Source organism: Neptunicella plasticusilytica, from assembly GCF_047922965.1.
Taxonomy (GTDB): domain Bacteria; phylum Pseudomonadota; class Gammaproteobacteria; order Enterobacterales; family Alteromonadaceae; genus Neptunicella; species Neptunicella plasticusilytica.
The window spans coordinates 1,960,862-1,986,129 of the sequence record NZ_CP150481.1 but is presented as its reverse complement, the minus strand read 5'-3'; the positions used below and the strand labels follow the sequence as shown (position 1 = coordinate 1,986,129).

The window sequence follows — 25,268 nt, the reverse complement described above, 5'->3', positions numbered from 1 at the left end:
TTCACTTGACGCAGTTTAAAACCTGCTGCGTTAAGTCATAGCCTTTTTATAGACATAAAAGTGCTGACTTATTCAGTATCATTCACATCTTTATTCGTTGGCTCAACCGCTTCTACTACTTCAGACTGTTCGCTGCCATCGTCAACCAGCACTGTTTCGTCTTCTTCAATTTCATCAATACGTTGCAAACCAACTACGTGCTCACCTTCAATAGTCCGGATCAGACGCACACCTTGCGTATTACGGCCAACAGTTGATACTTCACTGACACGGGTTCGAACCAAGGTGCCTTGATCACTAATCAGCATAATTTCATCTGATTCATTAACCTGCACCGCACCAACGACTTTACCGTTACGTTCGGATACCTTGATTGACACAACACCTTGTGTGGCACGACTCTTGGCAGGATAATCCTGCACAGGTGTACGCTTGCCAAAACCGTTTTCGGTGGCCGTTAATATTGCACCCTCACCATTTGGCACGATCAGGGACACTACTTTCTGGCCTTCCTGTAAACGGATACCGCGCACGCCTGTGGCCGTTCTGCCCATCGGACGTAGCGCCATCATTTCTTCACCGGTTTCCGGATCTATTTTTACTGCGCCCGTTTCAGAGTCACGTTGTTTCTCATTAAATCTGACCACTTTACCGGCATCCGAGAACAACATAATGTCGTCGTCACCATTGGTCAGCGCCACGCCAATCAGTTCATCTTCATCGCGTAAATTAACCGCGATAATACCGTTAGCACGTGGGCGTGAATACTGGGTTAACTCAGTCTTCTTCACTGTCCCTTCGGCTGTTGCCATCAGTACATATTTACCTTCAACAAACTCCTGAATGGGCAAAATAGCGGTAATACGCTCACCTTCTTCCAGTGGCAAAATATTCACTATTGGACGACCACGGGCGTTACGACTGGCCAATGGCAACTGATAAGTTTTCAGCCAGTACAGACGACCTCGGGTAGAGAAACACAAGATATGATCGTGAGTATTGGCGATTAGCAGTTTTTCAATGAAATCTTCGTCTTTCATCTTGGTAGCGGATTTCCCTCTGCCACCACGGCGTTGCGCTTCGTAATCGATCAGCTTCTGGTATTTAACATAACCTTCATGAGACAAGGTGACGACAACATCTTCCTGCTCAATCAGATCTTCCATATCGATATCGTGAGAAGCAGCGGTAATTTCGGTACGTCGCTCATCCCCATATTCGTCACGAATGGCTTCCAGTTCTTCACGGATCACTTCCATCAAGCGTTCAGGGCTAGATAAAATAAACATCAAGGCGGCGATAATATCCATCAATTCGCGATATTCCGCCAGGATTTTATCGTGTTCCAGACCAGTCAATTTATGTAAGCGTAAATCCAGAATTGCCTGAGCCTGTTGTTCAGTCAGGAAGTAAAGTCCGTCACGCACACCATATTGGGGCTCGAGCCAATCCGGACGCGCGGCATCAACGCCCGCTTTTTCCAGCATTTGCGCCACATCACCCAATTTCCAACCAGCTTCAGTCAGCGCAATTTTGGCATCAGAAGGACTGTTAGAGGCTTTAATTAGCGCAATAATTTCATCAATATTAACCAGTGCAATGGCTAGACCTTCAAGTATATGAGCACGATCACGGGCTTTCCGCAGTTCGTATACTGTTCTGCGCGTCACGACTTCGCGACGATGCAGAATAAAGGCTTTTAGCATATCCGGCAGATTAAAAATCTTCGGCTGATTGTTATCCAACGCAACGATATTGATACCGAACACCGTTTGCAGTTGGGTATTACGATACAGCTGATTTAACAGCACTTCGCCGGATTCGTTACGCTTGACTTCCACCACAATACGCATGCCGTCTTTATCAGATTCGTCGCGCAGGGCCGAAACACCTTCAATTTTCTTTTCTTTAACCAATTCGGCGATCTTCTCGATCAGCCTGGCTTTGTTCACCTGATAAGGGATCTCGGTGACTATAATGGTTTCTTTGCCGTTGTCTTCGGTTTCGATTTCGGCTCTGGCGCGCATATAAATTTTGCCGCGTCCGGTACGATAAGCCTCTTCGATTCCTTTACGCCCACTAATTATTGCCGCAGTGGGAAAATCCGGCCCAGGAATAAGCTCGATCAGTTCTTCAATGGTAATATCCGGATTGTTGATCATGGCAATACAGCCATTCACCACTTCAGTCAGGTTATGAGGCGGGATATTGGTTGCCATCCCCACCGCGATACCGGAAGAACCATTGATTAACAAATTAGGTACTTTAGTCGGTAAAACATCCGGAATATGTTCTGTACCATCATAGTTAGGGACAAAATTAACCGTTTCTTTATCCAGATCGGCTAATAATTCGTGAGATATTTTGGCCATGCGAATTTCGGTATAACGCATTGCCGCTGCGGAATCGCCATCGACAGAACCGAAATTGCCCTGTCCATCAACCAACATATAACGTAGTGAAAATGGCTGAGCCATCCGCACGATGGTGTCATACACCGCAGAATCACCATGGGGGTGATATTTACCGATAACATCGCCCACCACACGGGCCGACTTTTTGTAGGATTTATTCCAATCGTTTTTGAGTTCGTTCATCGCAAATAAAACGCGACGATGGACTGGTTTTAAACCATCACGTACATCAGGCAACGCTCGCCCGACGATAACGCTCATGGCGTAATCCAGATAAGAATTTTTCAGTTCTTCCTCAATATTGATGGGGAGAATTTGATTGGCATGATCAGTCATATACTGCCTTGTCCCTAATTGTTCATTACGCAATCCGATACAACTTTTACAAGCGTTCTTGATGCGATATTAGCGAGTTATAGATTATTGTTATAAGCCCCGGATTCTATCATTCAAATCCCCAAATAAACAGCCATCTTTACCTGCTATTAACCTCAATCATTAAGGTAACAGATGCATTTATATGCTGCGGATGTTTATAATGCCCAGAATTTCTGGCAACGAATAATGACAATGATCGAACAACGAAATCAACCCGAAAATGTCGATCCGGCTGAAATAGAAAAGTTTTCGGCTTTGGCCAGTCGCTGGTGGGATTTGGAAGGAGAATTTAAACCCCTGCATCAAATCAATCCGTTGCGACTGGATTACATTGCGGGTCAGGCGAATGGCCTGTTTGGCAAAACAGTACTGGATGTCGGTTGCGGTGGTGGCATTCTGGCCGAAAGCATGGCGCGGATGGGGGCCAAGGTAACGGCCATCGATATGGCCAAAGATTCATTATCTGTGGCCAAATTACATGGTCTGGAAAGCGGTGTCACTGTCGATTACCAACACAGTACCGCTGAACAATATGCCGACCAGCACGCCGGCCAATTCGATATTGTGACTTGTCTGGAGATGCTTGAACATGTGCCAGAACCACAATCTGTAGTTAATGCCTGTGAGAAATTGGTTAAACCGGGTGGTTTGGTATTTTTTTCCACCTTGAATCGTAATATGAAGTCCTGGTTAATGGCGATTGTGGCGGCCGAAAAAATATTCAAACTGGTTCCCGACGGCACCCATCAACATGATAAATTTATCAAACCCTCCGAGTTACTCGGCTGGCTTGATCAAACTTCCTTGTACGCAAAAAATATGACTGGTTTGCATATGAACCCGTTGTCACGTCAATATTATTTGTCTGACCATAATGTCGACGTCAATTATTTAATGGTCTGTCAAAAACAGGTTTAGGCTCTAAGTAAACCACTATATATAGTGATCACAAATGTCAAACAGCACTATATATCGTATAGCTATTAAAAACAGTATTTTAAAATTAAAAAAATTTAGCGCCTTTTTTACATCCAGATTTGTGTTGCATTCATAGGATCTCGGCAACGTAAAAGGCTTTGCGGTGAGCTTCTACTAACCGCCCTCACACCGTCGAATCAAATGGTCAACAAACCACCATATATTGGGTTGCATTCAACCCTATACCTCACTATCTTGTGTCTATACCTTTCTCACCCCAGAATAAAGAGCAACGATTGAGCAAGGTATGAGGTAACCCAAGGTGCGAACCTTGAATTTGCGCTAAACATAACAACTAATAATGGCTGACTGGCATGAATGACAATATATTTGTTGCGAAACGCAATGGAGAAAAAGAACCTATTGATCTGGACAAGATCCACAAGGTCATCACCTGGGCTGCAAAAGGTCTAAAAAACGTCTCGGTTTCACAGGTAGAAATCAAAGCCCATCTGCAATTTTACGATGGCATAAAAACCGAAACCATTCATGAAACCCTGATTAAATCGGCTGCCGATCTGATTTGCAATGAGAGCCCCGATTATCAGTATTTGGCTGCGCGACTGGCGATTTTCCATTTACGCAAAAAAGCTTATGGTCAATTTGAACCGCCTGCGCTGGCCGACCATGTCAAAAATATGGTGGCATTAGGCAAGTACGACAAACACTTGCTGGAAGATTTCAGTACTGAAGAGCTGCAGGAACTGGGTGATTATATTGATCACTGGCGCGACATGAATTTCAGCTATGCTGCCGTTAAACAACTGGAAGGTAAATACCTGGTGCAAAACCGGGTAACGGGTAAAATTTATGAAAGTGCCCAGTTCCTTTATATGCTGGTATCTGCCTGTTTATTTGCCAATTACGACAAATCGGTTCGGCTGGATTACATCAAACGTTTTTATGATGCGACTTCATTATTTAAAGTATCGTTGCCTACCCCAATTATGGCCGGCGTCCGTACCCCTACCCGTCAATTCAGTTCTTGTGTGCTGATCGAAACCGATGACAGTCTGGACTCAATCAATGCCACCACCAGCGCTATTGTCAAATATGTCAGCCAGCGCGCCGGAATTGGCGTTAATGCCGGACGAATTCGTGCTCTGGGCAGTGAAATTCGAGGTGGAGAAGCCTATCACACCGGCTGTATCCCGTTTTACAAATACTTCCAGACCGCGGTTAAGAGCTGTTCACAAGGTGGCGTACGAGGCGGTGCAGCCACATTATTCTACCCGCTTTGGCATCTGGAAGTGGAATCGCTTATCGTGTTGAAAAACAACCGCGGCGTAGAGGAAAACCGGGTTCGTCACCTCGATTATGGGGTGCAATTTAACAAACTGATGTATCAGCGTCTGATTAAAGATGATTACATCACTCTGTTTAGCCCTTCTGACGTGCCGGGATTGTATGATGCGTTCTTCGCCGATCAGGATAAATTTGAACAGCTGTATGTGAAATACGAACAAGACGACAGCATTCGCAAAAAACGCATTAAAGCCATTGAACTCTTTAGTCTGTTTATGCAGGAACGCGCCAGTACCGGCCGTATTTATCTGCAGAATGTTGACCACTGTAATACCCATAGTCCCTTTGATCCGGCAGTTGCCCCAGTTCGTCAGAGTAATTTATGTCTGGAAATTGCCTTACCGACCAAACCGCTAAACAATGTCAATGATCCTGAAGGTGAAATTGCCCTGTGTACGCTTTCGGCCTTTAACCTGGGTGAAATCAATGAGCTGGACGATTTTGAAGAGTTGGCGGACATTACGGTGCGCGCATTGGACAGCCTGCTGGAATATCAGGATTACCCGGTACCGGCGGCACTCAATGCCACAATGGGCCGACGCACGCTTGGCATAGGTGTAATCAATTTCGCTTATTACCTGGCCAAAAACGGCGCCAAGTATTCGGATGGTAGCGCCAATGGCCTGATCCACCGCACCTTTGAAGCAATGCAATATTATTTGCTCAAGGCCTCATGTAATTTGGCCAAAGAAAAAGAGCCTTGCAAGAAGTTTAATGAAACCACCTATGCCAAAGGTTTAATGCCAACCGATACCTATAAAAAGGAACTGGATGCGGTCTGTAACGAACCTCTGCATTATGACTGGGATGCGTTACGTAAAGACATTATGACTCATGGTTTACGTAACAGTACCTTGTCGGCCCTGATGCCGTCAGAAACTTCATCACAAATTTCCAATGCCACCAATGGTATCGAACCGCCACGCGGTCATATCAGTGTTAAATCCAGCAAGGATGGCGTGCTGAAACAGGTCGTTCCTGAGTACGAGCGTTTAAAAGATCAATACGAACTGCTGTGGGACATCCCGTCCAACGATGGCTACCTGCAATTGGTCGGGGTGATGCAAAAGTTTGTCGATCAGACTATCTCTGCTAACACCAGCTACGATCCGGCCAAATTTGAAGGCGGCAAAGTGCCAATGAAACTGCTCCTCAAAGATTTGCTTACCGCTTACAAACTGGGGGTGAAAACCCTGTACTATCACAACACCCGTGATGGTGCTTCGGACAATATGGAAGAGAAGAAAGTCAACGTCAATCAGGCTGAAAAACCGGCAGTTGAAGTAGTGGTCGAAGAAGACGACGGCTGCGAAGGTGGAGCCTGTAAAATATAACAACAACAGCTATTGCGCTCGAGATCAGGATTCGATATCGAAATAGTTGTTGAAAAAAGGGGAATGGGCTCGCTGTTGTACGTTGTAGCGAGCCCGTGCGTTAATTCTATTTATATTCAGAAGTGTTATGAAATATACAACCTTTAATCAAAATACCACCAATGCCCTGCTCGAACCGATGTTTTTTGGTAATCCGGTCAATGTGGCCCGATATGATCAGCAAAAACACAGCGTTTTCGAGAAACTTATCGAAAAGCAGATTTCATTCTTTTGGCGGCCGGAAGAGGTTGATGTCAGTAAGGATCGTGTCGATTTCCAGAAGCTGTCAGAACCGGAAAAACATATCTTCATCTCCAACCTGAAATATCAGACCTTGCTGGATTCGATTCAGGGACGCAGTCCCAACATCGCTTTTTTGCCGATACTGTCCCTGCCGGAATTGGAAACCTGGGTAGAAACCTGGTCTTTCTTCGAGACCATTCATTCCCGTTCTTACACCCATATCCTGCGCAATCTGTTTACTGATCCCGGCGCTATTTTTGAAGATATAGTCGTCAATGAAGAAATTAAAAAGCGGGCCTCGGATATATCCAAATATTACGACGATCTGATTTTCGCCACTCAGTTATGGCAAACCTTGGGCGAAGGCGTACACCAGATTCAGGGGGAAACTCACAACATCACCCTGCGTGAGCTGAAGAAGAAGCTGTATTTGTGCATGTGTTCGGTTAACGCTCTGGAAGCGATTCGCTTTTATGTGTCCTTCGCCTGCACCTTTGCGTTTGCCGAACGCGAACTGATGGAAGGTAACTCCAAAATCATCCGTCTGATTGCTCGCGATGAAAACCTGCATCTGACCTCAACCCAACACATTATTAATATTTGGGCCAAAGGCAAAGATGATCCTGAAATGGCCGAAATCGCCGAAGAATGCAAAGAGCAATCCCTGGCGATTTTTATGCAAGCCGTCGAACAGGAAAAACAATGGGCAGAATATCTGTTCCAGCACGGTTCAATGATTGGCCTGAACAAGGAAATTCTGTGTCAATATGTTGAATATATTGCCAACCACCGGATGTCCGCTATCGGCCTGGACACGCCTTTTGATGTCACCAGTAACCCGCTGCCCTGGATGAATAATTATCTGGTATCAGACAACGTGCAGGTCGCACCTCAAGAATCCGAAATCAGCTCCTATCTGGTGGGTCAAATCGATTCTGAGGTCAACGCCAACGAATTTGATGATTTTGACCTGTAACTGTTAATGACCGATAAAGCGGCGACTTATATGATTGTTGTCAAAGATCACGGAGAATATGTTCAACAGCAGGAGCGCACCCTGCTGCAATCTTTGGAAGACAATCAGCTAGAGGTGCATTTCCACTGTCGGGAAGGATTCTGCGGCGCTTGTCGTACCCGTATGCTAAAAGGTTCGGTACATTACGTTACTGAACCTTTAGCCTACATTGACGATGATGAAATCTTGCCCTGCTGCTGTATAGCCAGCAGCGATATCGAGATAGAACTCAGTTGATTCCGCTCTGTCACCCGTCCTGAGGTTTTATATTTAACCGTTTCGCCTTGGCAGATACTTGGCGACGCTGTCGATAATAACTGACGCCTTTGATCACCACAGACACCAACAAACCGATAAACAGTAAATGAAAAAAACTGTGACCCATGCCGTCTCCCAAAAACGGATCTTCATGGGCACTCACCATCGCCGAATAGGCTATGGCTAACATACATCCGATTAATCGCATTCAAATATTCCTCATTTTCACTGATTTAGATAGGTTAATACTCATCCATTGGCAGGGACTGCCGCCTGCAACATCCCTTCGCTTTCAATAAAACCGATAATCTCGGCCACACCTTCGCCATTTTTAAGATTGCTAAAAATAAAAGGTTTTTCTCCGCGCATTCGTCTGGCATCGGTATCCATCACCTCAAGCGAGGCACCCACCATCGGAGCCAAGTCAATCTTGTTAATGATCAACAAATCCGATTTGGTAATGCCCGGCCCGCCTTTGCGCGGAATTTTGTCTCCGGCGGACACATCGATCACATACAAGGTTAAATCCGACAACTCCGGACTAAAGGTCGCACTGAGATTATCCCCCCCACTTTCAACCAGCACAAAATCCAGCTCAGGATGGCGAGACTCCAGTTCATCAATGGCGGCCAAATTCATCGAAGCATCCTCCCGGATAGCCGTATGCGGGCAGCCGCCGGTTTCCACTCCCATGATCCGATCGGCATCCAACGCATTATGCCGGGTTAAAAACTCGGCATCTTCACGGGTGTAAATATCATTGGTCACCACTGCCATGTCATATTTTTCCCGTAAAGCCAGGCATAACGTGCGAAGCAACGCCGTTTTACCGGAGCCAACCGGCCCGCCAACACCAATTCTTAAAATTTGCTTGTGCTTCATGTTTTAAACTCCCTGTCCTGTTATCAGGATCGAAATAAGCGACTGTATTGAGTTTCGTGCCAGGCACTGGCCATCGCCACACGCGGCAAACTCCCCCCCAACTCATCATCTTCAATGGTCATGGCGATACGGATCGCCGCTGCAACTTGTTGTGTCAGGTCAAATAACAGATTTTGTGCCTGGGTTTGACCTAAAGGTACCAATTTGGTGGCGGCGGCTACCTGATTATCGATAAAGGTCCAACTATAACCACTCAAGGTACTGTCCAGATCAATTCGCCATAACCAGGCTGCCAGAGCAAAGGCCGACACAAAACTGATTTCAGGCAAACACATTAGTTCGTCGTATTCAGACAGCTCCAGTTCATCGAGATTTTTCAACAAACGAATTAACGCCTTACCCATAGCCAGATCGGCCATTCGCAGCTCTGCACTTTCACGACACGCAATGATCATCTGGTTATAGTGACCAAACCGGATAAAAGCGTTATCAGTCAGACACTGATAACAACGCTTCAATATAGCCAAATCGGTCCGTGCTACGGATTGGATAAAATTCAGCTCTATCCAGCTATAAGTACTGACTGTATCCTTCACCCACTGTTGTTCCACGGCATATTCCAGCCCCTGGGAAAAAGCAAAACCACCAACCGGCAAATTGGCGCTGCACAATTGCAACAAACGGGCAAGCTTTAACGGGCTTGGGTGTATCCTTGTCACCTTAGTGGGCATGGCTATGCTGGGCTCCGTAAGCACCATTTTCCGGCTCAAACACAGCAGGCTGTGAATCGGTTTTCAATCCATAATTGCTAACCAGTTCAGCTAAGACATGATCAGGTTTAAAACGTAACCATCGGTCTCCGATCTGTATTTTGGTATGCCGGTTGCCCAAGTGATAACAAACTTGGCTAAACACTTGCCAATCGTCGCTTTTGGCAGTTATGACCTCTTCCAGCGCTCCTTTTACCTCCAGCAATTTTCCGCATTCAGTTTTCAGTATTTCTCCCACTTTTAACGGGTGACCGCGCTCAACAAAAATAGCTATCGCCTCACCACTGTCGGTTCGGGTTTTAATCCGGGCTTTTTGGCGGCTATCGTAGTCCAGCGTAATACTGCCATTTAGCGGCTGATGACTATGGTTCAGCCGTTGATACACTTGCAACATCAATCTCTTTCCTTAAAAACGTAAAACAAGCCCTTAAAACAAGCAATAACGTTGGGCCAAGGGTAAAACCCTGGCCGGTTCGCAACTGAGTAGTTCGCCATTGGCCCTGACTTCATAGGTTTGGGCATCCACTTCTATATTGGGTAACCAGTCATTGTGGATCATGTCTTTTTTGCTGATATTACGAGTATGACGACAGGCCCCAATCAAGCGGGTTAAACCAATTTTCTCCGGCACCCCCAGTTCAATTGCTGCTTGTGACAGGAAAGTCATGGACGTGGCCGCTACTGCTTTTCCTAACGCGCCAAACATAGGGCGGTAATAAACCGGCTGGGGTGTCGGTATGGAGGCATTGGCATCGCCCATGGGAGCCGCCGCGATAAAGCCTGATTTGATGATTAACGAAGGTTTAATGCCAAAGAACGCCGGTTTCCACAACACCAAATCTGCCAGCTTACCGACTTCTACTGAACCTACTTCATGACTGATGCCGTGGCTAATGGCCGGATTAATAGTGTATTTGGCAACGTAGCGTTTGACCCGAAAATTATCATTACGTCCGGTATCGGGAGCAAGCGGTCCCCGTTGCTGTTTCATTTTATGCGCGGTTTGCCAGGTTCGGGTAATCATCTCGCCCACCCTGCCCATCGCCTGCGAATCCGAGGCAATCATACTGATAGCACCTAAATCGTGCAGAATATCTTCGGCAGCGATACTCTCTTTGCGAATCCTGGAATCGGCAAAAGCGATATCCTCCGGGATCGACGCATCCAGATGATGACATACCATTAGCATATCCAGATGTTCATCAATGGTATTGATGGTATAAGGCCGGGTCGGATTGGTCGAGGATGGTAATACATTGGCCTCACCGCAGGCCTTAATTATATCCGGAGAATGGCCTCCGCCGGCACCTTCGGTATGGTAGGTATGAATAGTGCGACCTTTAAACGCACCTATGGTGCTTTCGACAAAGCCGGATTCATTCAGGGTATCGGTATGGATTGCCACCTGAACATCATATTGCTCGGCTACCGCCAGACAGTTGTCTATTGATGCTGGTGTAGTCCCCCAGTCTTCATGCAATTTTAGCCCGCAAACACCGGCTTCAATCTGTTCCTTTATAGCCAGTGGCAAGCTGGTATTGCCCTTGCCCAGAAAACCGAAATTCATCGGCAAATCGTTGGTGGCCTGCAGCATTTTATGGATATTCCAGGGACCGGGTGTGCAGGTGGTGGCATTTGTACCGGTTGCCGGCCCGGTTCCACCGCCAATCATAGTGGTGACGCCGGACATCATGGCTTCTTCCACCTGCTGGGGACAAATAAAATGGATATGCGCGTCAATCCCGCCAGCGGTTAAAATTTGCCCTTCACCAGCAATCACTTCGCTACCGGCGCCAATTTCAATGTCGATATTATCCTGAATATCCGAGTTACCTGCCTTGCCAATAATGGCAATCCGGCCTTCTTTGATCCCCACATCAGCTTTGATAATGCCCCAATGATCAACAATCAACGCATTGGTGATCACCACATCGACACTCTCGGCACAGCTAATTTGGCCTTGTCCCATACCGTCACGAATGACTTTTCCACCACCGAATTTTACTTCTTCGCCGTACTGGGTATAGTCTTTTTCCACTTCGATCCACAGGTCGGTATCGGCCAAACGCACTCTATCGCCGGTGGTGGGACCAAACATATGCGCATAGGCCTGTTTATCAATATCAGCCATCGTTTGATTCCTCCAGGCTGCCCATTATTTCAGCACGAAACCCATACACCCTACGTTTACCTGCATAGGCGACCAACTGCACTTCCCGTTGTTGGCCCGGTTCAAAACGCACCGCGGTGCCTGCGGTAATATCCAGACGAAAACCTTTACAACGCTCTCGTTCGAAATGCAGGGCAGGATTAACTTCGTAAAAATGATAGTGGGAACCCACCTGAATAGGTCTGTCACCGGAATTGGCCACCGTGACCACAACGGTTTCACGCCCCACATTTAACTGGTGTACACCTGAATCGGTTTTGATTTCACCCGGGATCATCAAATCCTCCTTAAATAATAGGATGATGGACGGTCACCAATTTGGTGCCATCCGGAAATGTCGCTTCCACCTGTACATCGGGGATCAGTTCAGCAATGCCGTCCATGACCTGATCTCTAGTTAGCAGGGTACGGCCATAATCCATCAGTTCTGCTACCGTGCGACCATCTCTGGCCCCTTCCATGATTTCCATCGTGATATAAGCCACGGCCTCCGGATAATTCAGCTTAACACCGCGTTTTAACCGGCGTTCGGCTAGCAGTGCCGCAGTAAATATCAGTAGTTTGTCTTTTTCTCTGGGTAATAAATCCATCGTTGTGTCTCACTTTTAACCTGTCAGGTAAACCATATTCGGGGCTGATGCACTTGTTTGCCTTTACATAGCGGGCGAACGCGTTGCCAGATTTGGATGAACAATGTCTTACACTGCTGTGCGTGTTCCCCCAAGTAACGCGCCAGCACTAATCCGTTAATATCCGTTACGCTGAGCCATTGCTGTGCCCCTACCTCAATGATTAATGTCCGAATTTGTGCCAGCAGCTCATGCCGCTGCTGGACGCTTAAAGCCGGAACATACAGCACAAAGCTGGCCATAACGGTATTGCCGGCCAACCCCGCTGGATGATGCAGCAATGCATTAGCGGCAGTGATGTCGATGCGATCCTGATAAATTAATTTTTGTTGGCAAAATATTCGATTGCGTTGGCTAAACCGTCCCTGTGTAAATGGTTGTTGCGAAGCAGGTAACCCCAGACAAGTGATTTCCCAGCCCAGATAAATACTGTCCGGCACAAGGTGTATGTCCACCTGATTAACCGCGTCGGCACCGCTATAAATCAATGTTTCTTGCGGTAAATATTCCAGCATAGACTGCGAAGCAAGGTGAAAAGTACTGATTTGCACCTGCTTTGAATCACCGATATCCAGATTATCCCGGGCACGATAAAACCGGTTGGCACCGGGCGTGGTAATTAATGCATCTGCGCCGTTGTCCAGATTAGCTACAAGATGCAACTCGTCACCGGAAACAATACCAGCAGGCGGATGCAACAGATAGACATGAGCGCACCGCTGTCCTTCCGGATAAAAGGCTTTTTGCACCGATAATGGCCCCTGACGTTTGATTTTGGTCAGTCGGGTCCTCTGTTCTGTACAGTCAAAATCCAGCTCCAGGCTGGCAATCCAGGCATTTTTTGCCTTGACTAAGGTGCTATTTTTAACTGCACTGTTTTTAACAACCCTATTGGTTACGACATTATTTTGCATCAATACATTTACACCGCCAGATGTTGGCTAACCAGTTCGGCATCCAATTTTTCCATATCGCCTGATGCAATTACCGAGCCTTTTTCCATCAAATAGAAAAATTCACCCACGGCCCGGGCAAAAGGTAGCTTCTGCTCGACCAGTATGATGGTCATTCCCTGCTCCTTATTCAGTTTAAGCAGCACATCACGGATAAGTTGCACAATATTGGGTTGGATTCCCTCATTTGGTTCATCCAGGATCAGCACTTGCGGATTGAGTACCAGGGCTCTGGCAATGGCTAGTTGCTGCTGCTGTCCACCGGACAGGTCCCCCCCACGGCGCTGCAACATTTCCTTTAGCACCGGAAATAAAGCATAGACTGATTCGGGGATTTTTTTTGACCTTTGACGATGGCAGTTCAAACTGAGTTTGAGATTTTCTTCTACGGTTAGCTGTGGAAATATATCCCGCCCCTGCGGCACATAACCGATACCCATTTCAGGCCGACGTTCTACACTCAGTTTGGAAATATCATTGTCACCGATACGTATATTGCCACTGGCGATGGGTAGTAACCCCATAATGCATTTAAGCAAGGTGGTTTTTCCTACTCCGTTGCGTCCCATAATGCAGGTGCGCGATCCCGGCTTGATAGCCATATCCAGATCCCACAATATCTGGGTGCCGCCATATTTCTGATTTACTGATGTGAGTTCAATCATGATTAGCCCTGATCCTCTCCCAAATACACCTGAATGACCTGTGGATTAGACTGAATTTGATCCATCCGGCCTTCAGCCAGCACCGTTCCCTGATGCAACACTGTTACCGTCCTGGCAATGGAACGCACAAAGGCCATATCATGCTCCACTACCACGACAGAATGTTCACCGGCCAGCGATGTAAGCAATTCTGCGGTCCGCTCCGTTTCCTGCGCTGTCATCCCGGCCACAGGCTCATCGACCAGCAGCAATTGAGGTTCTGCCGCCAACAACATGCCTATTTCCAGCCACTGTTTCTGGCCATGTGACAATGCGCCCGCCAAAACAGCGGTCTGCTTGTTCAGCCCAATCGTAAGCAGTATCTGCTCAATTTTATCTTGCTGCTCCGAGCTTAATTTGTGTACCAGAGCGCGCCAAATGCCCTTGTCACCTGCCAGGCTTAACTCAATATTTTCAAATACTGTCAAAAACTCGAATACCGTTGGTTTCTGGAATTTTCTGCCTATACCCGCCCGTGCGATATCTGCTTCGGACAGTTCCAGTAAGTTAATCTGCTGGCCAAAATTGACCTTGCCGGTGTCGGGGCGGGTTTTACCTGTAATGACATCCATCAAGGTTGTTTTACCCGCACCGTTAGCGCCAATCAGGCAACGTAATTCGCCTTTTTTGATATATAAATTCAGGTCGTTAAGTGCCTTGAAACCATCAAAACTGACACTGACATCCTCAACATATAAAATGACGCCATGACGCGTATCGACCTGTGATTTGGAGATTTCTGGCTGGGATATGATTGCGGTCACGATTTGACCTCCTGTTGGCGAGCTACAGGTTTGAACACCATGCGATGCAACCAGGGTAACAACCCGGCAATCCCTTTTGGCAGCAGCAAGGTAACCAGTACGAACAACCCTCCTAATGCATATAACCAGGCTTCCGGCATTACCGCAGTCAAACGGGTTTTGGCGTAGCTGACGATAATCGCGCCAATTAACGCCCCGTACAAAGAACCGCGACCACCTATCGCCACCCACACCACAACTTCAATCGAGTTCAATGGCGAGAATTCTCCCGGATTGATAATGCCGACTTGAGGAACGTAAAGCGCACCCGCCACGCCGGCAAACATGGCCGAAATCACAAAAATGCAGACTTTGTAATGTTCAGGTTTATAGCCGATGAAACGCACCCGATTTTCTGCGTCACGAATTGACACCAGCACGCGACCCATTTTTGAATTTACAATGTAGTGGCTAAGCCAGAATCCCAGGACCAGCGCCAATGCGGTAACGGCAAACAACACTACCCGGGTATTGTCCGACAACAATGAAAAACCCAGAATATCTTTAAAGTCGGTCAGACCGTTGTTGCCACCAAACCCCATTTCATTGCGGAAAAAACTTAGCATCAGCGCATAGGTCATGGCCTGGGTCATAATAGATAAATAGACCCCGCTGACTCTGGAACGGAATGCCATGGAGCCAAAGACAAACGCCAATAAGCCCGGCCCCAGCAACACCATTACTATCATCCAGATAAAACTGTCGGACCCCATCCAGTACCATGGCAAGGCATCCCAGTTAAGAAACACCATAAAGTCCGGCAATTCAGGATTACCGTAGACACCTCGATCACCAATTTGACGCATCAGATACATGCCCATGGCATAACCACCAATCGCGAAAAAGGCACCATGCCCCAAACTCAGTATGCCGCAGTAGCCCCATACCAAATCAACCGCCAATGCCAACAAGGCATAACAGAGATATTTGCCCATTAACGTCACAGTATAGGTACTCACATGTAACATTGAACCTTCAGCAAATACCCGGTTACACAGCATTACCCAACAGGTAGTAATCAATAAACAACTCACTACCACCTGCAAACTGGTAGCGCGTTTGAGTAAACCCTGCAATATCGTTAGAGAATTCATGATTCCGCCGCCCTTCCTTTAAGTGGAAATAATCCCTGAGGACGCTTTTGCATAAACAGGATGAGCCCAATCAGAACCAGAATACTGGCCAGCACTGACCCGGTTAAAGGCTCCAGAAATTTGTTAATCGAGCCGAGTGACATTGCTGCTAACAAGGTGCCCCACAAATTTCCGACTCCGCCAAACACCACCACCAAAAACGAGTCAATAATGTAGGATTGCCCCATATTCGGCCCAACATTGGTCAATTGGCTCAGCACAACGCCAGCGATGCCTGCAATCCCCGAACCTAACCCAAAGGTAATGGCATCCACCCGATTGCTACGGATACTCAAGGCTCTGGCCATCTGTCGATTCTGTGACACCGCCCTGACATGCAACCCCAGCGACGTTTTATTCATAATCAGCATCAGGATAAAAAACACAGCCAGGGAAAACAGCAAAATATACAAACGGTTGTAGGTCAGCGAGAAAATGGGATTAATCTGCCAAGAGCCACTCATCCAGTCTGGGCTGTTAACTTGTCGGTTTAACGGTGAAAACACGCTACGAACCAGTTGTTGCAAGATTAAACTAATCCCAAAAGTGGCGAGCAGTGTTTCCAGAGGACGTCCTTTAAGAAAGCGGATCACGCAGCGTTCAATCACAACACCCATTCCGCCGGACACAACAAACGCCGCCGGTACCGCGATTAACAGTGAATAGGTTAATAGCTCCGGAAAAAACTGTTGGACTGCATAGGTGGTATAAGCCCCTAGCATAATCATTTCACCGTGAGCCATATTGATGACCCCCATCACACCAAAAGTAATGGCCAACCCTATGGCGGCAAGTAACAGCACCGAGCCCAGACTTAAGCCAAAGAACACATTTTCGATAAATTCATAAAATGCCCTTTTATTCTCAATCCGGTCGATAGCCCCTTCCAGTGCTTGTTTAAGCTCGGTGTCATCTTTATCAATATGGCGCAATTCCGCTGCCATCACATTTTTCACGCTAGGCTCCAGACTACTGGTAACTATCTTTATCGCCGCCCGTTTTTGTTGACTGTTACCAGTTTTAAGCTGGCGCACCGCAATGGCTGTGTTCATCAGTTGTTTGACGTCGTCATTTTGCTCAATCCCGATCAAATATTGTAAGCGACGGGTTGCGCCCTCATCAGGGTTATCCAGTATCTGTTTAACCGCTTGCAGACGAACGTTCGCATCAGGATGGGTAAAATCAATCTGTGCCAGCAAGCCTCTTAACTGACTACGCAGATTATTGTTAGTCCGGATCTTGGTAATCGCTGATTTGGGCTGCGGCGTGAGCTGTTCATCGCTGAGAATATCCTGTAGCGCATAGAGTCCATCTGGCTGCCTTTGTACCCATACAACCCGTTTATCGGATTTAACATAGTACAAGTCCCCTTCAAGCAGATATTTAAAAATGTTGCGCACACGCGGGTCGCCGCTATCGGCCAGTTTTTCGGTCAACGATGGCATCTCTTTCAATCCGGCCTGGGGCAACTCAGCGACCAAGGTGGGCAAATCAATTGGCGAATCTGCAACGGTGGCGTCGGCCACACTTATCCAGCACAGCATTGAGCATAAAAAAGTGCCAATGATGTAGCTATATAAACGACACATTTAATTGTTCCTCTGGAAGTACCCTGTTTGTCAATAACAGCCATGATTTAAGCAGACATTCAGGAAGCAGAGTTCTCACCCTGCTTCCTGTTCACTTACATATTTTGTCCTGAGCATTTGGCGGTTTTAGTATCAAAATTTCCGCACTTGACCGGGAAGGTCCAATCTGAAATCAGGTATTTTGAGCTATCCAGATAATCTGACCAGGCATCACCAATGACCGTATCAGGGGTAGAAGACACAACTTCAAACTGTCCGTTTTCCTGAATTTCACCAATCAATACCGGTTTGGATAAATGATGGTTGGCATTCATCACGGCAATTCCGCCGGTCAGGTTAGGCGTGGTTACGCCAATCATGGCCTGCTCAACACTATCAACATCTGTAGTGCCAGCTTTTTCAACAGCTTTGGCCCACATATTGAAACCGATATACGTCGCTTCCATCGGATCATTCGTCACGCGCTTTTCATCGCCGATGTATTTTTTCCAGCCAGCGATAAAGTTTTCATTTTCTGGCGTATCAACGCTCTGAAAATAATTCCAGGCAGCCAAATGCCCGACCAATGGGGAGGTATCGAAACCGGATAGTTCCTCTTCACCCACCGAAAATGCCACTACCGGTATATCTTCTGCGGAAATCCCCTGATTACCCAACTCTTTGTAGAAAGGCACGTTGGCATCTCCATTTATGGTCGATACCACCGCAGTTTTCATGCCTTCAGAACCGAACTTTTTCACTTCAGATACGATACTTTGCCAGTCAGAATGACCAAAAGGCGTGTAATTGATCATGATATCCTGCTGCTTCACACCTTTGGATTTCAGATAGGCTTCCAGAATTTTATTGGTGGTACGCGGATAAACATAATCGGTTCCCATCAGTACCCAGCGCTCGACACCATGTTCATTCATCAGATAGTCAACGGCAGGAATAGCCTGTTGATTTGGTGCCGCACCGGTATAAAACACATTTTTGGATGATTCTTCCCCTTCGTACTGCACCGGATAAAACAACAGCCCGTTCAGCTCTTCCAGTACCGGCAAGGCGGACTTGCGGGACACCGATGTCCAGCAGCCAAAAATAACATCTACCTTATCCTTGGATAATAATTCGCGGGTTTTCTCTGCAAATAACGGCCAATTAGACGCTGGATCAACCACTACCGCTTCCAGCTTTTTGCCCAACAAACCGCCTTTTTTGTTTTGCTCGTCGATCATCATCAACACGGTATCTTTCAGGGTTGTTTCGCTGATGGCCATGGTGCCGGAGAGCGAATGCAATACCCCCACTTTAATCGTATCGGCGGCTAAAGCCACCTGGCAGATCAGGCTACTGGCAACAATCGCACCGGTAGTAATAAATTTATTAAGTTTCATCGTAGGTTTCCTTGTCGGTTTCATATTCAGTAATAGTGTTTGTGTTAACAACAGGTCAGAAGGTCAATAGCGCTTCAAGCGCAATACTGTCCGAATCCATTCCGCTTACATCATCACTGTCCATACGGTATTCAAATACAATTAACAGGTTGTCGTTGACGGCATAACTGGGGGAAATCGTGATCGCACTCATGTCTTCCCAGGTATTGCCGGCCGCGTCTTCGACTTCATAGTCGTGATATCTGAGGGTTAAGCCAAACGTATCGAAGGCATAATTTGCCATGACCAGATAACCACTGGCATCGGCAGCGGCCAGGGAGGTATATTCAGACGAGTTGACTTCAGCAGCCAGTGTCAGCGGACCGGCAGAATAACTGGCCCAAAGGTTAAACATTTTGGTGTCTTGCTCGGTACCGGCCAGTTTGTCGAAGGAGTAAAACCCTTTAATAGTGATCGCGTCTGTTGGCATCAGGGCGATCATGGTTTCAATACCGGGCTGTTCAGAATCCGTTGATTCCGGTCCCGCCAAGTCATTCACCACCGAAACGGCCAGCGCATAACCATCACCATTGTACAAACCGGATACACCTTGTTGGTAATAGCCGTAAAAATACTTGGCATATCCCGTCCCTGAATATTGAAACAAGCCTGTTGGCTCTTCAGTTTCCCAACCCGAGTAACTTAAAAACCGGCCAGCCTTGAGGGTAAACTGGTCGGATACCGCATAAGTAATAAATGCCTGCTCGACATCGACTTCACTGTTTTGATATTCAACATCCACGTAAGCGCTGAGTTTATTGCCAAAATCATAAGCGAGATCAATCTCGACCTGATCTATGCCGGAATCGTGGCTATTCCCTGCTCCATCCGTATCAACCGACAAGTAAGACATATCAACGAAGCCGCTGATACTTAGCTTGTCTGTTGATTCTTCTGCGCTGACCGCAGATATTGTTCCTGCAGCCAGCGCCAGTGCCGCTGCAACAGGAGTAAATCTAGTCAATCGTTTCATTATGTGTTGTCCCAGTGTTTAGAATATTGAATCAATGTGTTCGGTTATTTTTTTGGTTAATAACTCTTCACATGTCTATTTACAGCTGGGTCTAGTATGTTGAAGCCTGACAACAGATAACATTCGCAAAAGCACGCAAAGCACTACGTATATTTACGCATAGGATGTAGCAACAAGATTGTGTAGGATGATCGCGCGCGCTTGCTATAAGACTTGAAAAACAAACACAACGCAGTAATCAGATGCAGTCAAACGAGAAAATTCTACCTACCAGGCGAACATACAATAAACTCGTTGCTAACGAGATGATGGAAGACTTTGCGCTGCGTTTTACCGCCAAACGCTCGCGGTTGTGGTCGCTTAACCGTATTGCCAGTACTGCCCTGGGCATTGTCTCGTTTCTGGTGCTCGAAGCGATTGGTGGCGCCATTACGCTAAATTTTGGCTTTATCAATTCCGCCTGGGCCATATTCGCGGTCATCGGAGTTATTTTCCTGACCGGATTACCCATCAGCTACTACGCCGCCAAATATGGTGTTGATGTAGATTTGCTGAGCCGGGGTAGCGGCTTTGGTTATATCGGTTCGACTATTGCTTCACTTATCTACGCATCCTTTACCTTTATCTTTTTTGCTTTAGAAGCCGCTATTATGTCAATGGCGCTGCAAATTCTGTTCGGTTTACCCTTGTATATAGGTTATGTAATAAGTGCACTGGTAGTCCTACCGCTGGTAACCCATGGCATTGCCTATATCAGTCGCTTTCAGGTCTGGTCGCAACCTATCTGGCTGATATTGCAGGTTCTGCCTCTGTTCTTCGTGTTTAGTCACCCTGACAGCAATTTTCAGCAATGGGTAAGCTTTGGCGGTGACAGCGGTCATCAGGGGCAATCATTTAATCTGTTATTATTTGGTGCTGCGTCGGCAGTACTATTGTCACTGGTGGCCCAAATTGGCGAACAGGTCGACTTCTTGCGGTTTTTACCGGAACAACCACAAAAGTATCGATGGCGCTGGTGGTTAGCACTGATTATCGCTGGACCAGGCTGGATATTATTTGGCGCGTTGAAGTTATTCCTCGGCTCTTACCTGGCCTACTTTGCGCTGCAACAGGGTATCCCCGCCGATGTGGCAGATGATCCTGCCCATATGTATAACCTGGCGTTTAGTTATGTGTTTGAAAATCCGACGGTTAGCGTGATTGTCGCCTGCACATTTGTATTTATTTCCCAGTTAAAAATTAACGTCGCCAACGCTTATGCCGGCTCACTGGCTTGGTCCAATTTTTTTTCTCGTGTCACTCACAATCATCCGGGCAGGGTGGTATGGATGATCTTCAACGTCGCGATCGCTTTGCTGTTAATGGAGCTGGGAATTTATCAGACGATCGAGAAAATGTTATCGGTGTATTCGGTACTGGTATTAGCCTGGTTAAGCTCAGTGGTAGCCGACCTGATTATCAACAAACCGCTGGGAATTAGTCCCAAACACATTGAATTTAAACGTTCACATTTGTACGACATCAACCCTGTTGGCGTTGGATCGATGTTTATTGCCAGTTTCGCAGGCTTTACCGCGCATTTCGGCTGGTATGGGGATACCGTTAAAGCGCTCGCCTCATTTATCGCCTGCGGGTTACCTTTTATTACCGTGCCGCTGATTGGTTATATCACCAAGGGCAAATTTTACCTGGTAGATAACAAGCGCATAGTGATAACAGGTATCAGTCGCTGCCATATTTGTGAAAATGAATTCGATCAGGAAGACATGACTCACTGCCCGGCCTATCAAAAATCCATCTGCTCGTTGTGCTGTTCACTAGATGTGCGCTGTGGAGACCAATGTCGCCCTCATGCCACGTTATCCAGTCAGTCACACCACTTTTTTCATCGTTTTTTAACCACCCGATTATTGCGCGTAATGACGACACCGCTGGCCCAGTTTATCGCAGTGACTCTGGGCATGAGTCTGACCGGTGCCGGAATTCTGTTTTTGATTTATCTGCAGGTTCCGGTGGACGATGACAGTGTTAAACAGGTTTTCGCGGTAACCTTGGTCAAGATATTCTTTTTGTTGCTGATTATCATCGGTGTGGTGAGCTGGCTATTTATCCTGGCCCGTAATGGCAATCAGTCAGCATTGAAAGAGTTACGTTCACTGACCAACGCACTGGCCAAAGAAGTCAACGCACATGAACAAACCTCGCTGGCATTGCAGGATGCCAAAGTTATCGCGGAATCGGCTAATGAAGCCAAAAGCCGCTATCTGGCCGGACTAAGTCACGAATTACGCACCCCCTTAAATGTATTATTGGGCTATGCCCAGTTACTCAGCCAGAACGACGCCATTCCGTCAACACAGCGGGAAACCTTGGCTATTATCAAGCGCAACGGTGAACATCTGGCCGACTTGATTGAGGGACTGCTGGAAATATCCAAAATAGAAGCCGGCCGGGTGACCCTGCAGCGAGATGAATTTAATCTGAAAGCCATATTGCAACAGCTAGTCGATATGTTTCAGATCATTGCGGCCCAGAAAAATATTACCTTCTATTATCAACCCTGTCACAATCTGCCCGACTATGTAGCAACAGATAAACAACGTTTTCGGCAGATCCTGATTAACCTGATATCCAACGGGATTAAGTATACCGAACAAGGCTCGGTAACCTTAGCTGTCACTTATCGCAATCAGGTGGCCAATTTCAGTGTCATTGACACCGGAGTCGGCATTTCCGAGGCACATCAGGAGTTAATATTTAAACCTTTTGAACAAATTCGCAATGCGCACACCCAAGCTATAGGTGGGACAGGACTGGGTTTAACAATTTCACGTTCGCTGACTGAGTTGATGGGCGGTGAGATAACCTTGTCCAGCACGCCAGGTAAAGGCTCTACTTTCAATTTACGCCTGATGCTGGTACCGCTAAGCGAGAACAAAAATGCCCCCGAGTACACCCGCTTGCAGGTTACCGGCTATCAGGGAGACAAGCGACAGGTGCTGGTGGTAGATGATGATCTTAACCAACGTCAGTTAATTATCGATTTACTTCAGCCGTTAGGGTTTAGCGTGCTGCAGGCCGAAAGTGCCAACGCCGGATTGACCACACTGCAAGATAACCCTGTTGATTTGATTATTCTGGATGTCCGTATGCCACATATCGATGGCTGGCAAATGGTCAAACAATTGCGTGAGCTGGCTTACACCCTGCCAGTGTTAATGGTTTCTGCCAATGCCCGTGACACCGATTTCAATCTGGCTGCCGAAGGATTTCACAACGGTTATATTGCCAAGCCAGTCAACCTAGATGCGCTGTTGGGAAAGATTGGCGAATTATTGGCAATAGAATGGCAATATGCGAATAAACAAGCGAAACCATCGAATACGGCTAGTACTCCTGCCAACAGAGCCCTCGTCACCGGTGAACAATACCTGTCGTTAATCGCCTTGGCTGAAATCGGTTATTTATCCGGATTTAAAGACAAATTTAACCAGATCAAACAACAATATCAGTTTCCGGCCGGGGTCGAAGCACAAATACTGGAATATGTTGAGTTATGCCATTTTCCGCAAATTATTCAATATTTAAACGAGCTAAATGATGAGCACTAAATTAAACGGTGTAGTGCTGGTGGTGGATGATTCCCCCGAATCTTTGGGCATGCTTAATATCGCGTTAGATAATCAGGGTTACACCGCACTGGTCGCACTTAACGGCGCCCAGGCTCTGGCCATCGTAGACAAGGTACAGCCAGATATTGTGCTGCTGGACGCAGTTATGCCGCACATGGATGGTTTTGAAACATGCCATAAACTCAAACAGCAACTGCCTAATACTCCAATTATTTTTATGACCGGCCTGAGTGATGTTGAAGACATTGTCAAAGGGTTCGAGGCAGGTGCGATTGACTATGTCACCAAACCGATTTCACCCGACGAAGTCATTGCACGGATTAAAACCCATATCGAAACGGCGAAACTGGCACTGAGTGCACAGGATGCACTGGATCACGCCGGTAACAAAGTATTCTGTGTCAATCAACATGGGCGTTTGTCCTGGGCGACACCCTATGTGCATAAATTAATTGACAATATTGCCGACGACGTCAACAGTCCCTGGGCTACCATTGCAGATAAACTGGCCATTTGGCTGGCCACGGATCATACACAAAATCTGCAATTCGACTGTTTTAGTTCCCCTCTCAATCTCTCCTACGTACGTCAACAGCAGGACAAGCACTTGTTGCGTATAACGGAAGTTAAGCAACAAAAAACCGCCGAACATTTGCAGCAACAGTTACCCATCACCAAACGCGAATCCGAGGTGTTATTTTGGGTATCTTACGGCAAAACCAGCTGGGAAATTTCACAGATATTGGAAATGAGCCCACGCACGGTCAACAAACATCTGGAGCAAATCTACAAAAAGTTGGGGGTGGATAACCGTACTAGCGCGGCATCGATTTCAATCCGCATTCTGGATGCTGAAAATTAGGCCAGATCAGCCACATTTTCTAGCGCATCCCTATAACCGTGCCAGCTGGCATAACCTATTAATGGCATTAGCAGCATAAAACCGATAAATCCGGTTACAAAGCCGATCCCCACACTCATACAAATAGTGCAGGCCCATATAAACATGGGTAATTTATTTTGCCACACCGTATTCATGCTGGTTAATACTGCGGTAGCCAAATCCACTTGCCTTGCCATTAGAATTGGTTGAGTAAACACGCTGATGCAAAATACCAGCGTAGTAAAACTGATTCCTACAATAGTTCCAACAAGTAAGAAAGGCATCAGATTATGCAAGTTTTCATTCAGATAAGGAGGATAAACAGTATGAATAATCGAGGCTAATTTTAACCAGAAAACCATAATGACCATCAGTAAAAATCCGAATGCCCATTCATTTATTGCATTACGGTTAATTGCCTTGACGCAATGTAGCAACTGAGGATGGCGACCTTTGCTAAACTCGCGGCTCACGTCATATAAACCTGCAGCCAGAAAAGGCCCAATCAACATAAAACCGATCAGGGCCGGGAAAATAACCAGATACCAGCCGGTTAACGACACCAGATAGACAATACTCCAGGGAGCAATAACGAAGAACACCCCGAAGAACAGGCTAATCCGGGGGGCTCTGGTTAAATCCTGCCAGCCAAGCGCCAGCCATTTGATTGGATCGGCGATATCCAGTTTCTTACAAGGCAAAATACGGGCCACCGAATTTTGCCCCAAGTTTCGCTTAGACGAACGCGTATAAGGCTGTGGCATC

The 25,268-nt window shown here is 46.8% G+C and carries 22 protein-coding genes; 6 read left to right on the top strand and 16 right to left on the bottom strand.

The genetic code is table 11. The features are described 5' to 3' along the window. Positions 1 to 68 precede the first annotated feature (68 nt). Positions 69 to 2,750, bottom strand: coding sequence for a DNA topoisomerase (ATP-hydrolyzing) subunit A (gene gyrA / locus V1467_RS08700; protein ID WP_416308402.1), 2,682 nt, complete (start codon positions 2,748 to 2,750; stop codon positions 69 to 71). Between the two features lie 234 nt (positions 2,751 to 2,984). Here gyrA and ubiG point away from each other — a divergent pair, with 234 nt between their 5' ends. The 4 genes from ubiG to yfaE all read left to right on the top strand — a co-directional run bounded on the left by ubiG (position 2,985) and on the right by yfaE (position 7,943). Next, entirely contained in the window at positions 2,985 to 3,710 is a 726-nt protein-coding gene (gene ubiG, locus V1467_RS08695) for a bifunctional 2-polyprenyl-6-hydroxyphenol methylase/3-demethylubiquinol 3-O-methyltransferase UbiG (protein ID WP_416308671.1), read from the top strand. A 374-nt stretch (positions 3,711 to 4,084) separates the two neighbouring features. After that, positions 4,085 to 6,409 carry a class 1a ribonucleoside-diphosphate reductase subunit alpha gene (gene nrdA, locus V1467_RS08690; RefSeq protein ID WP_416308401.1) on the top strand — a complete coding sequence of 775 codons (2,325 nt, stop codon included), beginning with the start codon at positions 4,085 to 4,087 and terminating at the stop codon, positions 6,407 to 6,409. Between the two features lie 127 nt (positions 6,410 to 6,536). Then, the gene (gene nrdB / locus V1467_RS08685) at positions 6,537 to 7,667 is read left to right on the top strand and encodes a class Ia ribonucleoside-diphosphate reductase subunit beta (RefSeq protein ID WP_416308400.1); all 1,131 of its coding nucleotides are present in this window, start codon (positions 6,537 to 6,539) and stop codon (positions 7,665 to 7,667) included. Positions 7,668 to 7,673: 6 nt separating this feature from the next. Beyond that, entirely contained in the window at positions 7,674 to 7,943 is a 270-nt protein-coding gene (gene yfaE / locus V1467_RS08680; protein WP_416308399.1) for a class I ribonucleotide reductase maintenance protein YfaE, read from the top strand. A 10-nt stretch (positions 7,944 to 7,953) separates the two neighbouring features. Here the strand turns inward: yfaE and V1467_RS08675 are convergent, their stop codons facing one another. The 14 genes from V1467_RS08675 to V1467_RS08610 all read right to left on the bottom strand — a co-directional run bounded on the left by V1467_RS08675 (position 7,954) and on the right by V1467_RS08610 (position 19,988). After that, positions 7,954 to 8,172, bottom strand: a complete 219-nt coding sequence (locus V1467_RS08675) for a hypothetical protein (RefSeq protein ID WP_416308398.1) — start codon at positions 8,170 to 8,172, stop codon at positions 7,954 to 7,956. Between the two features lie 41 nt (positions 8,173 to 8,213). After that, complete coding sequence (ureG, locus tag V1467_RS08670) at positions 8,214 to 8,846, bottom strand: urease accessory protein UreG (RefSeq protein ID WP_416308397.1); 633 nt, start codon at positions 8,844 to 8,846, stop codon at positions 8,214 to 8,216. 23 nt (positions 8,847 to 8,869) lie between these two features. Continuing rightward, positions 8,870 to 9,577 (bottom strand): urease accessory protein UreF, encoded by a 708-nt coding sequence (locus V1467_RS08665; RefSeq protein WP_416308396.1) that lies wholly within the window; start codon positions 9,575 to 9,577, stop codon positions 8,870 to 8,872. Further along, positions 9,567 to 10,010 (bottom strand): urease accessory protein UreE, encoded by a 444-nt coding sequence (locus V1467_RS08660; RefSeq protein ID WP_416308395.1) that lies wholly within the window; start codon positions 10,008 to 10,010, stop codon positions 9,567 to 9,569. Before V1467_RS08660 ends, V1467_RS08665 begins: the two co-directional genes overlap by 11 nt. Positions 10,011 to 10,043: 33 nt before the next feature. After that, positions 10,044 to 11,747, bottom strand: coding sequence for an urease subunit alpha (gene ureC / locus V1467_RS08655; protein ID WP_416308394.1), 1,704 nt, complete (start codon positions 11,745 to 11,747; stop codon positions 10,044 to 10,046). After that, entirely contained in the window at positions 11,740 to 12,063 is a 324-nt protein-coding gene (locus V1467_RS08650; protein ID WP_416308393.1) for an urease subunit beta, read from the bottom strand. Before V1467_RS08650 ends, ureC begins: the two co-directional genes overlap by 8 nt. 10 nt (positions 12,064 to 12,073) lie before the next feature. Beyond that, on the bottom strand, positions 12,074 to 12,376 hold the full coding sequence (locus V1467_RS08645; protein WP_416308392.1) for an urease subunit gamma: 303 nt from the start codon (positions 12,374 to 12,376) through the stop codon (positions 12,074 to 12,076). Positions 12,377 to 12,399: 23 nt separating this feature from the next. After that, positions 12,400 to 13,329 (bottom strand): urease accessory protein UreD, encoded by a 930-nt coding sequence (locus V1467_RS08640; protein ID WP_416308391.1) that lies wholly within the window; start codon positions 13,327 to 13,329, stop codon positions 12,400 to 12,402. 8 nt (positions 13,330 to 13,337) lie between these two features. After that, positions 13,338 to 14,033 (bottom strand): urea ABC transporter ATP-binding subunit UrtE, encoded by a 696-nt coding sequence (gene urtE, locus V1467_RS08635; protein WP_416308390.1) that lies wholly within the window; start codon positions 14,031 to 14,033, stop codon positions 13,338 to 13,340. Positions 14,034 to 14,035: 2 nt separating this feature from the next. Further along, positions 14,036 to 14,836 (bottom strand): urea ABC transporter ATP-binding protein UrtD, encoded by an 801-nt coding sequence (gene urtD, locus V1467_RS08630; RefSeq protein WP_416308389.1) that lies wholly within the window; start codon positions 14,834 to 14,836, stop codon positions 14,036 to 14,038. Beyond that, the gene (gene urtC, locus V1467_RS08625; RefSeq protein ID WP_416308388.1) at positions 14,833 to 15,969 is read right to left on the bottom strand and encodes an urea ABC transporter permease subunit UrtC; all 1,137 of its coding nucleotides are present in this window, start codon (positions 15,967 to 15,969) and stop codon (positions 14,833 to 14,835) included. The genes urtD and urtC overlap by 4 nt, the downstream gene beginning before the upstream one ends. Next, a complete protein-coding gene (gene urtB / locus V1467_RS08620) occupies positions 15,966 to 17,597 on the bottom strand; it encodes an urea ABC transporter permease subunit UrtB (protein WP_416308387.1) in 1,632 nt (543 codons plus the stop codon). The genes urtC and urtB overlap by 4 nt, the downstream gene beginning before the upstream one ends. 95 nt (positions 17,598 to 17,692) lie before the next feature. Continuing rightward, a complete protein-coding gene (urtA, locus tag V1467_RS08615; protein WP_416308386.1) occupies positions 17,693 to 18,976 on the bottom strand; it encodes an urea ABC transporter substrate-binding protein in 1,284 nt (427 codons plus the stop codon). A 55-nt stretch (positions 18,977 to 19,031) separates the two neighbouring features. After that, positions 19,032 to 19,988 (bottom strand): porin, encoded by a 957-nt coding sequence (locus V1467_RS08610; RefSeq protein ID WP_416308385.1) that lies wholly within the window; start codon positions 19,986 to 19,988, stop codon positions 19,032 to 19,034. A gap of 242 nt (positions 19,989 to 20,230) precedes the next feature. On the opposite strand from V1467_RS08610, the gene V1467_RS08605 reads away from it, so the two are divergent. Beyond that, positions 20,231 to 23,599, top strand: a complete 3,369-nt coding sequence (locus V1467_RS08605; RefSeq protein ID WP_416308384.1) for an ATP-binding protein — start codon at positions 20,231 to 20,233, stop codon at positions 23,597 to 23,599. Continuing rightward, positions 23,586 to 24,482, top strand: a complete 897-nt coding sequence (locus V1467_RS08600) for a response regulator (RefSeq protein ID WP_416308383.1) — start codon at positions 23,586 to 23,588, stop codon at positions 24,480 to 24,482. Before V1467_RS08605 ends, V1467_RS08600 begins: the two co-directional genes overlap by 14 nt. Here V1467_RS08600 and V1467_RS08595 read toward each other — a convergent pair. Continuing rightward, the gene (locus V1467_RS08595; protein WP_416308382.1) at positions 24,479 to 25,267 is read right to left on the bottom strand and encodes a DUF2189 domain-containing protein; all 789 of its coding nucleotides are present in this window, start codon (positions 25,265 to 25,267) and stop codon (positions 24,479 to 24,481) included. The genes V1467_RS08600 and V1467_RS08595 overlap by 4 nt on opposite strands. Position 25,268 lies beyond the last annotated feature (1 nt).

Coding starts and splice junctions, on each gene's coding strand:
- V1467_RS08595 (WP_416308382.1), bottom strand. CDS start 25,267: ATGCCACAGCCTTATACGCGTTCGTCTAAGCGAAACTTGGGGCAAAAT.
- V1467_RS08600 (WP_416308383.1), top strand. CDS start 23,586: ATGATGAGCACTAAATTAAACGGTGTAGTGCTGGTGGTGGATGATTCC.
- V1467_RS08665 (WP_416308396.1), bottom strand. CDS start 9,577: ATGCCCACTAAGGTGACAAGGATACACCCAAGCCCGTTAAAGCTTGCC.
- urtB (WP_416308387.1), bottom strand. CDS start 17,597: ATGTGTCGTTTATATAGCTACATCATTGGCACTTTTTTATGCTCAATG.
- urtE (WP_416308390.1), bottom strand. CDS start 14,033: ATGATTGAACTCACATCAGTAAATCAGAAATATGGCGGCACCCAGATA.
- V1467_RS08660 (WP_416308395.1), bottom strand. CDS start 10,010: ATGTTGCAAGTGTATCAACGGCTGAACCATAGTCATCAGCCGCTAAAT.
- V1467_RS08650 (WP_416308393.1), bottom strand. CDS start 12,063: ATGATCCCGGGTGAAATCAAAACCGATTCAGGTGTACACCAGTTAAAT.
- nrdA (WP_416308401.1), top strand. CDS start 4,085: ATGAATGACAATATATTTGTTGCGAAACGCAATGGAGAAAAAGAACCT.
- V1467_RS08675 (WP_416308398.1), bottom strand. CDS start 8,172: ATGCGATTAATCGGATGTATGTTAGCCATAGCCTATTCGGCGATGGTG.
- V1467_RS08610 (WP_416308385.1), bottom strand. CDS start 19,988: ATGAAACGATTGACTAGATTTACTCCTGTTGCAGCGGCACTGGCGCTG.
- nrdB (WP_416308400.1), top strand. CDS start 6,537: ATGAAATATACAACCTTTAATCAAAATACCACCAATGCCCTGCTCGAA.
- ubiG (WP_416308671.1), top strand. CDS start 2,985: ATGATCGAACAACGAAATCAACCCGAAAATGTCGATCCGGCTGAAATA.
- urtA (WP_416308386.1), bottom strand. CDS start 18,976: ATGAAACTTAATAAATTTATTACTACCGGTGCGATTGTTGCCAGTAGC.
- ureG (WP_416308397.1), bottom strand. CDS start 8,846: ATGAAGCACAAGCAAATTTTAAGAATTGGTGTTGGCGGGCCGGTTGGC.
- V1467_RS08640 (WP_416308391.1), bottom strand. CDS start 13,329: ATGCAAAATAATGTCGTAACCAATAGGGTTGTTAAAAACAGTGCAGTT.
- V1467_RS08605 (WP_416308384.1), top strand. CDS start 20,231: ATGCAGTCAAACGAGAAAATTCTACCTACCAGGCGAACATACAATAAA.
- yfaE (WP_416308399.1), top strand. CDS start 7,674: ATGACCGATAAAGCGGCGACTTATATGATTGTTGTCAAAGATCACGGA.
- V1467_RS08645 (WP_416308392.1), bottom strand. CDS start 12,376: ATGGATTTATTACCCAGAGAAAAAGACAAACTACTGATATTTACTGCG.
- urtC (WP_416308388.1), bottom strand. CDS start 15,969: ATGAATTCTCTAACGATATTGCAGGGTTTACTCAAACGCGCTACCAGT.
- gyrA (WP_416308402.1), bottom strand. CDS start 2,750: ATGACTGATCATGCCAATCAAATTCTCCCCATCAATATTGAGGAAGAA.
- ureC (WP_416308394.1), bottom strand. CDS start 11,747: ATGGCTGATATTGATAAACAGGCCTATGCGCATATGTTTGGTCCCACC.